This is a genomic window from Brevundimonas vitisensis (genome assembly GCF_016656965.1).
Classification (GTDB): domain Bacteria; phylum Pseudomonadota; class Alphaproteobacteria; order Caulobacterales; family Caulobacteraceae; genus Brevundimonas; species Brevundimonas vitisensis.
Map to the genome: position 1 here is coordinate 2,384,719 of NZ_CP067977.1, position 13,984 is coordinate 2,398,702.

A 13,984-nucleotide genomic window follows, 5' to 3' on the forward strand; every position below is an offset into this window, starting at 1 on the left:
CTGAAATCTTTCGTTACCGTGGCCCAAGGATGCGGCGTCAGCAAGGCGGTCAGATATTCGATCCGCCGTCCGTTTCGTCTTTCATTCCTTCACCTTCCTGGGTCAGGGCCTCGTCGATCGCTTCCTGATCGGGATCAACATCGGAGCCCGAGGCCGAGCCGCCGCGAAGGGATCCGGCCTGGGTATCCGACCCCATGTTGGAGCCGGACAGGGCGTCGATCAGGGCGTCGGTCTGGCGGCCGGTATCGGGCTTCTCACCCATGGCCTCCGCTTCGACGGCCTCGTGGTTCTCTGCGTTGGAGTCGGTCATGGCATGATCTCCCTTGTGACCCGCAAGGAAGCCGTCGGCGGCCGCTTCGGTTCCCCTCAGATCTGAGGCGACAGACCGCCGTCTTCGACCCGCACGAAGGCGGCACGCCCTTTCAGATCGGCAAAGAGGTCTGCCTCGGTTCCGGTCATGAAGGCTTGAAGGCCGAGGGCGACGATCTCCTCGAACAGGGCAGCGCGGCGGGCCGTGTCCAGGTGGGCCGGTGCCTCGTCCAGCAGCAGGATCGGCGGCACGCCCCCCTTCAGGCGCTCGATCTGGGCCAGGATCAGGTTCAGCACCAGGGCCTTCTGTTCGCCGGAAGACCCTTCGGCGGCGGGCCGGTTCTTCTCGCGGTGCAGGGCGGTCAGGTCCGAGCGATGCGGCCCGAACAGGGAACGCCCGGCGGCGGCGTCGCGGGCCCGCGACCGGGCCATGCCCTCACGGATTGAGGTGGCGATATCGGCCATCGGCTGGCCGCCCAGCGCCAGGGTCTCCGCCTCTCCGGTCAGACCGAGGTCCGCCTGGGGGAAGGGGCGGTCGTTGCGGGCATCGATGCCGGCCTGAAGCGTCTTCAGCGCCCCGGCGCGCGCCGAGGCCGCCCGGGCCCCCGCCTCACCCAGACGGACTTCCAGAGCGTCCAGCCAAAGGGGATCGGCCTCTCGGCCCTCTGCTCCGTCGGTCAGCAGGCGCAGCCGCTCGCGCAGGGCCTTGTCATAGGCCGAGACGGCGGCGGCATGGTCGGGGTCGGCGGCGAACACCAGCCGGTCGAAGAACCGCAGCCGGTCGGCCCGCGCGTCCGAGAACAGCCGGTCCTGCTCGGGCGTGGCCCAGACCGGGCGCAGATGATCCAGCAACCGTCCGGGCGGGGCCGTCTCGCCATCGATGCGGACCGTGCGCCGGGCCGCCCCGGCCGTTTGAACGCCGGTGCCCAGCCGCACTTCGCCGTCCTCGCCATCCAGGGTGACCGCGACGGCCCAGGCCCGGCCGGTCGCCTCGCCCGGTTCGCGGCGGCCCATCTCGGGTGCCGTGGCTCCGCGCAGTCCCTTGCCGGGGGTCAGCAGGCTGATCGCCTCCAGCAGATTGGTCTTGCCCGCCCCGTTCGGCCCATACAGCACCACCGGCCCCGGCGGCAGGGCCAGGGTCGCCACCGCATAGGAGCGGAAGTCGGTGAGGGTGAGGGCGGTGATCAAGGGTATGTGGGGTGACCGAACCCACAAATCTGCTCATCCCGGCTTTCGCCGGGATGAGCGGAAAAGAGAGTGTCGCTCAGACTCCGCGTCACACCCGCAGCGGCATCAGCACATATTGGACGCCCGGATCGCCCGGATCGAGGACGAGCGTGGGCGAGGCGGGGTCGGCGAATTTGAACATGGCGGTCTCGCCGGTGATCTGGCCGGCGACGTCCATCAGGTATCGGGCGTTGAAGCCGATTTCGAACGGTTCTTCGGAATAGCCGATCTCGATCTCTTCCTCGGCCTGACCGGCTTCCATGTTGCGGACGGTCAGCTTTACCCGATCGGTGTCGAAGGCCAGTTTCACCGAGCGGCTCTTTTCCGCCGAGATGGTGGCCACCCGGTCGACGGCCGAGGCGAAGACGGTATTGTCGATGTCGGCCTGTTTGTCGTTCCCCTTGGGGATGACCCGCATATAGTCGGGGAAGGCCCCGTCGATCACCTTGGACGTCAGGGAGGCCTGGCCGAACTCGAAGCGGATCTTCTGGGCCGAGACCTGGACCTCGACCGGGCCGGAGCCGTCGTCCAGCAGGCGGCGGACCTGATCCACCGTCTTGCGGGGCACGATCACGCCGGGGCCACCGGCGGCCCCTTCGGGCGCGGGGGTCTCGGCCAGGGCCAGGCGGTGACCGTCGGTCGCCACGGCGCGCAGCATGGGCACGCCCGCCTCGGCCACGGTGTGGAGATAAAGACCGTTCAGATAATAGCGCGTCTCCTCGGTGGAGACGGCGAAGCGGGTCTTGTCGATCAGACGGGCCAGGTCTTCCTTGGGCATGGCATAGCGGGTGCCCGAGGCATCGCTGGACATGATCGGGAAGTCCCCGGCCGGCAGGACCGGCAGGTTGAATTTCGACCGCCCGGCCGAGACCACCAGGCGGGGGTCGTCGCCGTTATAGGACAGGGACACCTCGGCCCCGTCCGACAGCTTGCGGACGATTTCATACAGGGTGTGGGCGGGGGCCGTGATCTGGCCCTCGACATGGACCTGGGCCTCGGCCTCGTCGGTCATTTCCATGTCCAGGTCGGTGGCGGCGAACGACAGGCGGTCGCGCCCGGCCGACAGCAGGACATTGGACAGGATCGGGATGGTGTTGCGCCGCTCGACCACACTCTGCACGTGGCCGAGGGCCCGGAGAAGCGCGGATCGTTCGATGGTCAGCTGCATGTCGTATCGCCCGGTTGCGGCGACTCAGGTGAGCGTCACCGCGGATAGAGGGCCTTGGACACTAGCGGATTGGGCGCGTGGGGCAAGGAAGGGGATGCGGGTTGTTCACAGGCCTTGTCCCTCCCCCCGGAGGGGGAGGGGAAAGCCGCGCGTCCTAGCCCCGCAGCTTGCGGGTCAGGGCCTCGACGTCGCGGGCAATCTGGTCGTCGGCGGCCATCAGTTCCTCGACCTTGCGGACACCGTGCAGGACGGTGGTGTGGTCGCGTCCGCCAAAACGGCGGCCGATGTCGGGATAGGAGCGGGTGGTGTGCTGCTTGCACAGCCACATGGCGATCTGGCGGGGGCGGGCGACGGCGCGGGTGCGGCGTTCGCTCAGCAGGTCGGCCTGTTTCAGGCTGAAATGATCGGCGACGGTCTTCTGGATCTCGTCGACGGTGATCCGGCGATCGGGACCGCCGCGCAGGGCCGCACCCAGCAGGCCCTTGACCTCTTCGACCGTCAGCGAAGACAGCCGGGCACCGGCGACGGCGGCCAGGGTATTCACCGTGCCTTCCAGTTCACGCATCGAGCCGGGGGTGCGATCGACCAGATGTTCCAGCACGTCGGGACGGGCCTGGCCCGAGACGACGCCAAGACGGCCAAGCGCCTCCAGGCGATGACGGGCCACGGCCAGTTTCAGGGCGCGATCGGCCGGCTCGACCGGGCAGGTCAGGCCCGAGGCCAGATGGCTGCGCAGGCGAGGCTCGACCTCGGTCAGGGCCATGGGCGGACGGTCGGCCGACAGGACGATCCGCTTGCCGTCCTCGATCAGGGCCGTCAGGGTCGACAGCAGTTCTTCCTGGGTCGAGGCCTTGCCGCCGACGAACTGAACGTCGTCGATCAGCAGCATGTCCGCCCCGCGCAGGCTTTCCTTGAAGGCTGCCGTGGAGCGGTCCTGCATGGCGCGCACGAAGGTCGACAGGAACCGTTCGGCGGTCAGATAGACGACCTTGGCGTCGGGGCGCAGGCGCTGCGCCTCCCAGGCGATGGCGTTCAGCAGGTGCGTCTTGCCGTAGCCATAGGGGCCGCAGAATACGATCGGATTGAAATGACCATCGGCCCAGGTGGCGGCTTGACGGGCGATGGCCAGGGCGAAGGCATTGCCCTGACCCTCCACGAAGGTGTCGAACGTCAGGCGCTCCTGCAGGCCGGCAGCACGAACGGCACGCGCCCCGTCAGCAACAGGGGCCACAGTGGCCATCGGTATCACGGCCGCAGCGGGCGAGGGGGCGTCCCCACGCGCGACGGCGCAGGCCGGAGGGGCAGACCCCATCTCTGCCCGGCAGCGCACGTCCAGACGGCGCGACAGCCCGTCCAGGCCCAGCCACAGCTCGTTCATCCGGCGCAGGGCATTCTTGCGGACCCAGTCGCGGGCATAGACGGTGGGCGTGACCAGAACCAGCTGGCCGGACCCATCCAGGCGCACGCTCGACGGGGCGATGTAGGAACTGAACGGACCCTCGCCGATCTCGGCACGAAGGCGCAGCGCGGCCTCGCTCCAGATGCGATCCGGATCCGTCATCCCTGCGGTCACCCCCGCCATAGCCACGCCTCCCGTCACCTCAGCCACCCCGCGTTCCTTAAAAGACAGACGACGCCCTTCGGAGGCCGGAACACAGGGACGACGGTTCCCATCTCGTGAAGCGAGGGCTTCACAAGGGGGGTCGACCTTGTGGACAGACTGCTCCCGCCGACACGGAACCATGTCCCGCGCCGCCTTCATCCGTGTTGGGATGGAAGTGCGTTAGAGGCCAAAACTTACCCTCGGCGCGGGGTGGGTCAACGCTGATTCGTTCGGCCGATTGCAGTTAAATTTGTTGACTCCGCTAAAGCCAAATCGGGCTTGGGATTTTGGCTATTTCGCCACCGAGGCGAGCGCCCATTCACCCACGAGGGGTTAGCGGCGGACACGAATATGGCGAGAGAGCAGGAGCTCTCTCGCCATTGAATTCTCTAGTTTTTCCGACGACAGGTCGATGACGACCCATCCGAACGCGTCAGATCAAGCCGCCGAAATTTTCTTCAGCTGGGCGGCCAGGCGGCTGACTTTGCGCGAGCCGGTATTCTTGTGAACGACGCCCTTGGACACCGCCCGCATCAGCTCGGATTGAGCCTCGACGAAAGCGGCCTTGGCGGCACCGGCGTCGGCGGCGGCGATCGCCTCCTGGAAGCGGCGCAGATAGGTGCGGACGCGGGTGCGACGCGCACGGTTCACTTCGGTCCGCGCTTCGATCTTGCGGATCGCCTTACGGGCGCCGGGGTTGTTGGCCATCAGTCAAACCTATGGTGCGAAAACGCCGCGGACCACACGTCCACGGCGCAGAAATCTCAAGAGCGGGCGGCTATAGCGGAAAGGGTCGCGCCCGGCAAGCTGAGTCTTGGATACTCGCCTCGCCACCCAGGCGGCTGACGCAATCTGACGTCTGCATTGAACCTCTACAGCCTGCCAGCGACCCGCGTTATGAGTGTTGGCCATACAGGAGGGAGCTTAGAATATGCGGGCAGTTGGGTTGGTGGTGGCAATGACGGCAGCACTGGCCGTCGGGGGCTGCAGCGATGCCATGATGGCAGAGTATACGGCCGAGCTGATGGACCAGGGCGTCACCTATCGGGATCGCGCCCCTGAGGATCAGCGGATAGACTGCGCATCGGGCCAGGGGCGGGTGTTCGCGGTCAGTTCGATCCGCAACAGCCGCCTTATCTTCCATGTCGAGAACCGTGGCACCCGACCCGCTCGAGTGCAGATGCTGATCGCCCAGGAAGTGGTCCGGGACTGGACCATTCCCGCCGGGGGCCGTTCCAGCGAAATCGAGACGGCTCCGTCCCTGACGGTCCACTTCCTGGCGATGTGCTGAGGCTCAGCGGCCCGTGAAGACGGGCTTCCGCTTTTCGACGAAGGCGGCCATGCCCTCCTTCTGATCCTCGAAGGCGAACAGGCTGTGGAACAGGCGCCGTTCGAACTGGACGCCCTGGGTCAGGGTCGTCTCCAGGGCGGCGTTGACCATCTCTTTGTTGGCGACGATGGCCAGGGGGCTCTGGGCCGCGATCCGGGCCGCGATCTTGCGCGTTTCATCCAGCAGGGTGTCGTGGGGGAAGATGCGGCTGGCCAGGCCAGCCCGTTCCGCCTCGGCGGCATCCATCATCCGCGCCGTCAGGACCATGTCCATGGCCTTGGACTTGCCGACCAGTCGGGTCAGGCGCTGGGATCCGCCGATGCCAGGGGCCACGCCCAGATTGATCTCGGGCTGGCCGAATTTCGCCTTGTCCGAAGCGACGATGAAGTCGCACAGCATGGCCAGTTCGCAGCCCCCGCCCAGGGCAAAGCCGTTGACCGCGGCAATGATCGGCTTTCGGAACCGCACGATCCGGTCGTGGCCAAGGGCAAAGAAGTTGCCCTTGTACATATCGGCATAGGACTGGTCGGACATTTCCTTGATGTCAGCACCAGCGGCGAACGCCTTGTCGCCGGAGCCCGTCAGGATCAGACAGCGCACGCTGTCGTCCTGCTCCACCGCGTCGAGAAAGGCCGCCAGATCGGCGAACAGCGCCGAATTCAGCGCATTCAGCGCCTCGGGCCGATTCAGGGTCACCACGGCATAGCCATCCGCGTGGCGCTCGATCAGCAGGTTGGAATAGGTATCGGCCATGGCATTCGCTCCTGAAGGGTACGTCCCGTCTTACCCCACGCGGAACGACCGGGAATAGCGCTCCGCCGATGTTTCGGGAGCCGTTCGAAATTCCGTGCGTTGCCTGATTAGCGAAGTTTTCAGAACAACCTGAAAAAGCTAATATGCCGGTTCGGTACGGCGCGTCATGAGCGAGTCGGCCGGGGGAGGATGGTGTGATGCTATCGTTCAAGGCGCTGCGGCGCTGGTTCTACGATCGGGGCCTGGTTCTGGCCCTGGTTGGCAGTCTCGCCTTCTGGCTGATCGCCGGAAGGGCTCTGGTGGGCCTGCTGCATGAAGGCGGGGTGCTCAACCTCGGCGGTTGACGCTCCCGTTATCGCAAAGACCTTGTCGGCAGGCGGATAGCTTGCGAGCCTTGCGCTCGCGCTGATCCCACAAGGTCTCTGATGTCTGTCCTGCCGACCCCTGATCCCATCCGCTCGCGCTCCGCCCGGAACTGGGCCAGCTGCGCCTTTGCGGCCGTTCTGCTCAGCGCGGGCTCAGCCGTGGCCCAGACGACACCGACGGCGCCCCAGACCCCTGCATCCTCTTCCGAACCCGGCCTGGACGGCGTTTTCGCCCGCTGGGACACCGACAGCACACCGGGCTGCACGGTGGGCGTTCAGCGCGGCAAGGGTGCACCGCTTATCCGGGCCTATGGCCTGGCAGAGATGGAGCATGGCGTCCGCGCCCGCCCCGATACGGTCTATGAAGCAGGGTCGGTGTCCAAACAGGTGGTGGCCGCCTCCATCCTGCTGCTGGTCCAGGATGGCCGGATCGGTCTGGATCACGATGTCCGGGCTTATGTCCCCGAACTGCCCGACTATGGCACCCCGATCACCATCCGCATGTTGCTGAACCACACCAGCGGCCTGCGCGACTGGGGCGCTGTGGTCGAGATGGAGGGCTGGCCGCGCGGCACCCGCACGGTGACCAATGACGACACTGTCCGCATCACGGCCCGTCAGCGCCAGACCAATTTCGTGCCCGGCAGCGAGTGGCAGTACACCAATGCCGGCTACAACCTCTCGGCGGTCATCATCCAGAGGATCACGGGCCAGAGCCTGGCCGAGTTCACTCAGGAGCGGCTGTTTCAGCCCCTGGGCATGACCCACAGCCGCTGGCGCGACGATTTCAGTGCCGTCGTGCCGGGACGCGCCATTGCCTATGGCCGACGGGGCGGCACCTATCACCAGGCCATGCCGTTCGAGAACGCCTATGGCAACGGCGGCATGCTGACCACGGTCGAGGACCTGTTGAACTGGAACCGGGCGCTGGACGACGGCCGGCTGCCGCCCGCCATGGTCGAGGCCATGCAGGAGCGGGGCACGGCGGGCGGACGCCAGATCGCCTATGGCCTCGGCCTTTTTGTGGACCGCTATCGCGGGGTGACAGAGGTTGCTCATGCCGGTTCGACCGCCGGATACCGCGCGTGGCTGGGCCGCTATCCCGAGGTCGGGCTGTCGATCGCCCTGCTGTGCAATACGGCAGAAGCCGACGGCGGGGCCTTGGGCCGGTCGGTCGCGGCCCTCTATCTGCCGGATCGGGCTGATCCCGTGGCGGAGACCGGAGCCTTTGCCGAGGGGCGCACGCCGCCGGCGCCCGGCCTGTTCGTCGGCGAGGGGGCCGAACCGCCTCTGACCCTCGCGGTCGATGCGGAAGGCTATCCGACGCTGCGGGGGCAACGCCTGATCCAGACCGGACCGGATCAGTACCGGATGGGGTCGGCCACGGTGAGCGTACTATCAGAGGACCGTCTTGAGGTGACCACCGTCGATCGCGGCACGGTCACCTATACGCGCAAGCCCTGGTTCACGCCCGCCCCGGCCGACCTGGAATCCTTCGTGGGCACCTATGTCAGCGACGAGATACCGGTGCGGATGACGGTATCGGTCGTGGACAACGGCCTGACCCTGTCGCGCGGCAGCGATGCCCCACAGGCCCTGTCTCCCGCCCAGGCCGACACCTTCATGGGCGGCCCCGGCACCCTGTGGTTCCAGCGTGACGAGAGCGGCCGGGTCACGACCCTGCACCTCAATAACGGACGGATCCGCGATCTGCGTCTGGTGCGGGTGGAATAGGGGTCCTACCGCCTCTGGCAGGACGGACAGTAGAAGGTCGAGCGACCGCCCTGGACGATGCGCCGCACCACGCCGGTGCAGCCCTCGCCCAGGCAGGGCTGGCCCTCGCGGCCATAGACGTCGAAACGGTGCTGGAAATAGCCCTGGCCGCCATCGGCATTGGCAAAGTCGCGCAGGGTGGATCCGCCCGCCGCGATCGCGTCGTTCAGCACGTCGCGGATCACCGCCGTCAGCCGTTCCAGGCGAGGCTGGCTGATCCGTCCCGCTGCGATCAGGGGCGATATGCGCGCACGATACAGCGCCTCGCAGACATAGATATTGCCGAGGCCCGCGACGATCCTCTGATCCAGCAGGCTGACCTTCACATTCTGCTTTCGACCGCTAAATGCCTGGGCCAGATGCAGGGCCGAAAAGCCGTTGCCGAGGGGCTCGGGCCCCATGGCGGCGAACCAGGGGTGGGCCTCGATCCCCTCGCTGGGGATCAGTCCCATGAAGCCGAAACGTCGGGCATCGGCAAAGCCGATCCGGGTCACGGCGTCGCCGCGCACGGCACACAGGCTCATATGCTCATGCTTGCCCGCGATCGGTGCCGGTTCCTCGAACTCGCCGATCTGGCTGCCGTCCAGGGTAAACCGCCCGGTCATGCCCAGGTGACTGACCCAGGTCTCGCCCGTCGACAGCGGCATCAGCAGGTATTTGGCGCGCCGATCCAGGCGCGTCACCGTCGCGCCTTCCAGCCGTTCAACGAAGCGGTCGGGAAAGGGAAAGCGCAGGTCGGGGCGGTTCTGACGCACGCGTGTCAGGCGCGCCCCGGCCAGGACCGGTTCCAGCCCCCGGCGCACGGTCTCGACCTCGGGAAGTTCAGGCATGGACCGGGCTTAACGCCTCGGGCGGTCGCCGACCAGACGTCATGACCGCCTGTTCTGCAGCAGACGGACCAAGCGCAACACCACTGCCGCCAAACTTCCACCGCACCGACGCCGAACCGTGACCTCGCCGCCAAATGAGTCGGGCAGATCACCGCCAGGACATCCGATCGGGGGATACGATGAGCCGGGCACGGGCAGCGGTCTGGAACCTGACAGCGGTCGGGCTTGGGCGGCGTCAGGCCGTGACGTGGCGACGGGCCTGGACGATGCGCGAGCGCCGGTTCGATGCCCTGCTGATGGCCTTGGGCGCGACCATGGCGCTCAGCCTGTATTTCTGGGTCCTGCCGGGCGTGGACCTGGCGGTGGCCGAGGCCTTCCATTCACCCGAGACCGGCTTTGCCCTGTCGCAATCGCCCGTGCTGCGGGCCCTGCGCAAAAGCTCCACCTTGGCGCTCGTCGCGGTCTTTCTGACGGCGGTGATCCTGCTTGTTCGGGCCGGGCTGCGTGAGGACTGGCGCGGCGTGACGGCCGCCCGGCGGTCGTGGTGCGTCCTGGCCGGATTGGTGCTGGGCCCGGTGCTGCTGGTCAATGGGCTGCTGAAGGGACAGTGGGGGCGGCCCCGTCCGGTGCATCTGGAGGCCTTCGGGGGGGATGCGCCCTATGTCGAGGTCTGGCGCATCAGCGACTGGTGCACGTCCAATTGTTCGTTCGTCTCTGGTGAGAGCGCATCGGCCGCCTGGATGGTGGCTGCAGTGATCCTGCTGCCCCAGCCCTGGCGCGGGCGGCTGCTGTTGCCCGTTCTGACCTATGCCGCCGCCCTTTCGGTGAACCGGATCGCCTTCGGGGGGCATTTCCTGTCCGATACGGTGCTGTCCTGGGCGCTTGTCGCATCGGTGATGGCGCTGCTGTGCGCGGTGCTGCTTCCGCGCGTGGCCGAGGCACGCGTCCGCAGGCGTGGTCGCCGCGCCGCCGGAGCGCCCGCCCTGTCGTGAAGCCTGGGATGACCAAGCCTGTCGATCTTTCCTGGGTCGCCCTGGTGGCAGTCGTTCTGGGCGTGACCGGCATCCGCCTGTTCGGCTTGTCGCTGGCGCAGGTCGATCTGGGCGTCGACGAGGCACAATACTGGCTGTGGGCCCAGGATCCGGCCTGGGGCTATTATTCCAAGCCGCCCATGGTGGCCTGGCTGATCGGGGCGGCGCAGTCGGTCTGTGGTCCATCTGAGGCCTGCATCCGTTCGCCCGCGACCCTGGCCTGGGCCGGGACCAGCCTGTTCGTGGGGGCGGCCGCGCGGTCCCTGTTCGGGCCGCGCGTGGGCGTGGTGGCCGGGTTGGCTGCCCTGCTGGCTCCCGGGGCGATCTTTTCGGCGCGCATCATCTCCACGGATGCGCCCTTGCTGTTGTTCTGGTCGGCGGCCCTGCTCGCCCTGGCACGATTGAGGGCCGGCGGGGGCCTGGGATGGGCGGTGTTGCTGGGGACGGCCGTCGGTCTGGGTCTGCTGTCCAAATACGCCATGCTCTATTTCATCGGCGGACTGGTTCTGGCGGTCATCGTCGATCCGGCGACGCGCCAGGCCCTGCTGTCGCGACGCGGCCTGGTGGTGATGGGGATCGGCCTGATCGTCCTGATGCCCAATCTGCTGTGGAACCTGGGCCATGGGCTGGCGACGGTCCGGCACACGGCAGACAATGCTTCGGGCGGAGGGCTGACGCCGGGGATTGTCGATCCCCTGGCCTTTGCGGGGGCGCAGGTCTTCATTGCCGGGCCGGTGGTGTTTGTCGCCTTTCTATGGGCCGTCTGGCGCGGGATCAGAGGGCAGGTCGGTCCCAACGAGCGGCTGCTGCTGCTGTTCTCGTTGCCCATCTTCCTGGCACTGACCGTGGTGGCGACGCTGACGCGGGCCCATGCGAACTGGGCCGCCAGCGGCCTGATCGCCGCCTTCATCCTGGGCGCGGCGGTCCTGGTGCGGGCCGGGCGAACGGGCTGGCTGGTCGCGGGCTTCGCCCTGGCCCTCGCCTTTCAGGCCCTGACCCTGTGGGGCGATGTGAACGCGGACCGTTGGGTGGTTGCGGGCGAGACCCCCTACGCGCCGGTTCTGGGTTGGGACACGTTTACCGACGCCATCGCCGACCAGGCCGAGGCGAACGGCACCGTCACCCTCGTGGCCGAGCGCCGCAGCGAGATCGCAGCCCTGGCCTACTATGGGCGCGATCGGGCCGTTACGGCCAAGGCTTGGCCGCCCGCATCCGGCCAGCCCCCGCAGAGCCATTTCCAGATGACCCGTGCCCTGACCGGCCAGGAGGTCGGCCCCGTCCTGGCCATCAGTCCCTGTGCCGGGAGCGCCCGGTTCGCTGCATCCTATGCGCGCGTCATCGACCTGGGCCCAATGTCGACGCCTGTCGGGCCCATCGAGGAGCGCAGGGTGCATCTGTTCCTGCTCAGCGATGCCCGCCTGCCGTTGGTTGCCCCCGGGCCCTGTCCGGGGCGCTGAGACCGCGCGATTGCCGAACGGGCAATTCTCGGCTTAGGTCGGGAGATCAGCGTTTCAGGATTGCCGACGATGACCGATGCCTCGACCTCGCCCGCCACGAGCGGCCGCCGCCTGGAGTTCTCCTTCCGGGCCCTGGCACTGGGGGCCCTGCTGGGCATCGTCTTCACGGCGGCCAACACCTATCTGGGGCTGAAGGTCGGGCTGACGTTCGCCTCGGCGATCCCGGCGGCGGTCATCTCGATGGCCATACTGCGGGCGTTCAAGACCTCGACCATCTGGGAAAACATGACGGTCCAGACCGTCGCCTCGGTGGGCGGCGCGATGAGTGCCATCATCTTCGTCCTGCCGGGTCTGGTCATGGTCGGCTGGTGGCTTGAGTTTCCGTTCTGGGAATCGGTGCTGATCTGCGCCTTCGGCGGGGTGCTGGGCGTGACCTTCTCGATCCCGCTGCGCCGGGCGCTGGTGGTCGAAGGCGGCCTGCCCTATCCCGAGGGCGTGGCTGCGGCCGAGGTGCTGACCGTCGGTTCGCGCGGGGCCGAACAGACCGACAGCGCGGTGCGAGAGAATGCGGCAGGCCTGTGGGTGGTGGTCACCGGGGCGGTGGTGTCGGCGGGCTATGCCCTGCTGGTGGCCGGCCGGGTGTTCGCCGGCGAGGCGGCACGCTTCTTCAAGCTGCCGGCGGCCCTGGGCGGCGGTGCGACGGGGCTGGGCTTCGGCATGCAGTTCGCCCTATTGGGCGCGGGTCATCTGATTGGGCTGGCCGTGGGCCTGGCGCAGTTGTTCGGACTGATCCTGGCGTGGGCCATCGCCGTGCCGATTCTGACCAGCCCGGACACCATCGCCTGGCTGACGGCCAACGGCATTCCCTCTATCGCCACGACCCTGGAGCCGGGGGCTGCGGCCGAAGAACTGGCCGGGACGGTCTGGGCCCGCGAGGTGCGCTTCATGGGGGCGGGCGTGATCGGCGTGGCGGCCCTGTGGACCCTGATCAAGCTGGCCGGGCCGCTGATCGGCGGACTGGTCTCGGCGCTGGCGGCCAACCGCCGTCGTCAGGGTGGAGAGGTGCTGGACCGCACCGAGCAGGACATCCCGATCGGCCTCGTCGGCATGATCTCGCTCGGCTGCCTGGTCGGGATCGCAGGTCTGCTGGCCTGGTTCGCCCAGGGCAACCCGACCCTGGCCTCCTCGACTGCCCTGCTGGTCGGCGGGGGGCTGATCTATGTCATCGTCATCGGTTTCGCCGTTGCCGCCATCTGCGGGTACATGGCCGGACTGATCGGATCGTCCAACAGCCCGGTGTCGGGCGTCGGCATCCTGGCGATCGTGATCGCCTCGCTGCTGATGCTGGGCGTGCTGAGCCTGGCCGGACTGCCCGCCGACCCATCGGTGGTGGCCTTCGCACTGATCGTGACGGCTGTCGTCTTTGCCGTCGCGGTCATCGCCAATGACAATCTTCAGGACCTGAAGACGGGCCAGCTGGTCGGGGCCACGCCCTGGCGTCAGCAGGCCGCCCTGATCGTGGGTGTGGGGGCAGGGGCCTTGGTCATTCCGCTGATCCTGAACCTGTTGAACCAGGCCTTTGGTTTTGCGGGCGGCCCGCAGGGCATCGCTGACGAGCCCCTGGCCGCGCCTCAGGCGACCTTGATCTCGGCCCTGGCCAAGGGCGTGATCGAGGGCGGGCTGCGCTGGGACCTGATCGGCCTGGGGGCCGTGATCGGCGTGGTCATCATCGTGCTGGACATCGTGCTGCGCGCCGCGACCAAGGACCGGATGAAGCTGCCGCCCCTGGCCGTGGGGATCGGCTTCTATCTGCCGGCTGCCGTCACCACCATGCTGGTGATCGGGGCGATCTGCGGATGGCTTTACGACCGGGCGATCAAGACGACGCGCTTTGCGGACGTCGGTAGGCGGATGGGCGTGCTGCTGGCCTCCGGCCTGATCGTGGGCGAGAGCCTGTTCCTGGTCATGACGGCCGGGGTCATCGTCGGCACCGGCAATGACGCGCCCTTTGCCATGTTGCCGGAAGGGTCGACCTGGCCGGCGATGACGGCGGGCATTGCGACCTTCGCGGTGGTTGTTGTGGCCCTCTATGCCTGGACCCGCAGCCGGTCGGCCAAGGTCTGAGGCTGAGGTCTGCC

Annotated in this window: 13 protein-coding genes; 6 read left to right on the forward strand and 7 right to left on the reverse strand. The window is 67.6% G+C overall.

All coding sequences use genetic code 11. The features are described 5' to 3' along the window. Positions 1-49 precede the first annotated feature (49 nt). The 5 genes from JIP62_RS12135 to rpsT form a co-directional block, all read right to left on the reverse strand. Positions 50-310 (reverse strand): ribonuclease, encoded by a 261-nt coding sequence (locus JIP62_RS12135; protein ID WP_201102428.1) that lies wholly within the window; start codon positions 308-310, stop codon positions 50-52. Between the two features lie 56 nt (positions 311-366). Continuing rightward, positions 367-1,497: a DNA replication/repair protein RecF gene (gene recF, locus JIP62_RS12140; protein ID WP_201102429.1), complete on the reverse strand. Its 1,131-nt coding sequence runs from the start codon at positions 1,495-1,497 to the stop codon at positions 367-369. Positions 1,498-1,585: 88 nt separating this feature from the next. Next, complete coding sequence (gene dnaN, locus JIP62_RS12145) at positions 1,586-2,704, reverse strand: DNA polymerase III subunit beta (RefSeq protein WP_201102430.1); 1,119 nt, start codon at positions 2,702-2,704, stop codon at positions 1,586-1,588. Positions 2,705-2,858: 154 nt separating this feature from the next. After that, on the reverse strand, positions 2,859-4,286 hold the full coding sequence (gene dnaA, locus JIP62_RS12150; RefSeq protein WP_201104745.1) for a chromosomal replication initiator protein DnaA: 1,428 nt from the start codon (positions 4,284-4,286) through the stop codon (positions 2,859-2,861). A gap of 459 nt (positions 4,287-4,745) precedes the next feature. Continuing rightward, positions 4,746-5,015, reverse strand: a complete 270-nt coding sequence (rpsT, locus tag JIP62_RS12155; RefSeq protein ID WP_201102431.1) for a 30S ribosomal protein S20 — start codon at positions 5,013-5,015, stop codon at positions 4,746-4,748. 250 nt (positions 5,016-5,265) lie between these two features. Here rpsT and JIP62_RS12160 point away from each other — a divergent pair, with 250 nt between their 5' ends. Next, positions 5,266-5,598, forward strand: coding sequence for a hypothetical protein (locus JIP62_RS12160; RefSeq protein WP_201102432.1), 333 nt, complete (start codon positions 5,266-5,268; stop codon positions 5,596-5,598). A 3-nt stretch (positions 5,599-5,601) separates the two neighbouring features. Here the strand turns inward: JIP62_RS12160 and JIP62_RS12165 are convergent, their stop codons facing one another. Then, the gene (locus tag JIP62_RS12165; protein ID WP_201102433.1) at positions 5,602-6,390 is read right to left on the reverse strand and encodes an enoyl-CoA hydratase-related protein; all 789 of its coding nucleotides are present in this window, start codon (positions 6,388-6,390) and stop codon (positions 5,602-5,604) included. A 197-nt stretch (positions 6,391-6,587) separates the two neighbouring features. On the opposite strand from JIP62_RS12165, the gene JIP62_RS12170 reads away from it, so the two are divergent. Together JIP62_RS12170 and JIP62_RS12175 are read left to right on the forward strand one after the other, a co-directional pair. Next, complete coding sequence (locus JIP62_RS12170) at positions 6,588-6,734, forward strand: hypothetical protein (RefSeq protein ID WP_201102434.1); 147 nt, start codon at positions 6,588-6,590, stop codon at positions 6,732-6,734. Positions 6,735-6,815: 81 nt separating this feature from the next. Continuing rightward, complete coding sequence (locus tag JIP62_RS12175; RefSeq protein ID WP_201102435.1) at positions 6,816-8,489, forward strand: serine hydrolase; 1,674 nt, start codon at positions 6,816-6,818, stop codon at positions 8,487-8,489. A gap of 5 nt (positions 8,490-8,494) precedes the next feature. Here JIP62_RS12175 and mutM read toward each other — a convergent pair whose 3' ends face one another. Further along, positions 8,495-9,358 (reverse strand): bifunctional DNA-formamidopyrimidine glycosylase/DNA-(apurinic or apyrimidinic site) lyase, encoded by an 864-nt coding sequence (gene mutM / locus JIP62_RS12180; protein ID WP_201102436.1) that lies wholly within the window; start codon positions 9,356-9,358, stop codon positions 8,495-8,497. 179 nt (positions 9,359-9,537) lie between these two features. Between mutM and JIP62_RS12185 the strand changes: the two genes are divergently transcribed. The 3 genes from JIP62_RS12185 (at position 9,538) to JIP62_RS12195 (ending at position 13,970) form a co-directional block, all read left to right on the forward strand. Continuing rightward, positions 9,538-10,350: a phosphatase PAP2 family protein gene (locus JIP62_RS12185; protein WP_201102437.1), complete on the forward strand. Its 813-nt coding sequence runs from the start codon at positions 9,538-9,540 to the stop codon at positions 10,348-10,350. 8 nt (positions 10,351-10,358) lie between these two features. Then, positions 10,359-11,846, forward strand: coding sequence for an ArnT family glycosyltransferase (locus JIP62_RS12190; RefSeq protein ID WP_201102438.1), 1,488 nt, complete (start codon positions 10,359-10,361; stop codon positions 11,844-11,846). Positions 11,847-11,915: 69 nt separating this feature from the next. Next, on the forward strand, positions 11,916-13,970 hold the full coding sequence (locus tag JIP62_RS12195; protein WP_201102439.1) for an OPT family oligopeptide transporter: 2,055 nt from the start codon (positions 11,916-11,918) through the stop codon (positions 13,968-13,970). Positions 13,971-13,984: the final 14 nt, after the last annotated feature.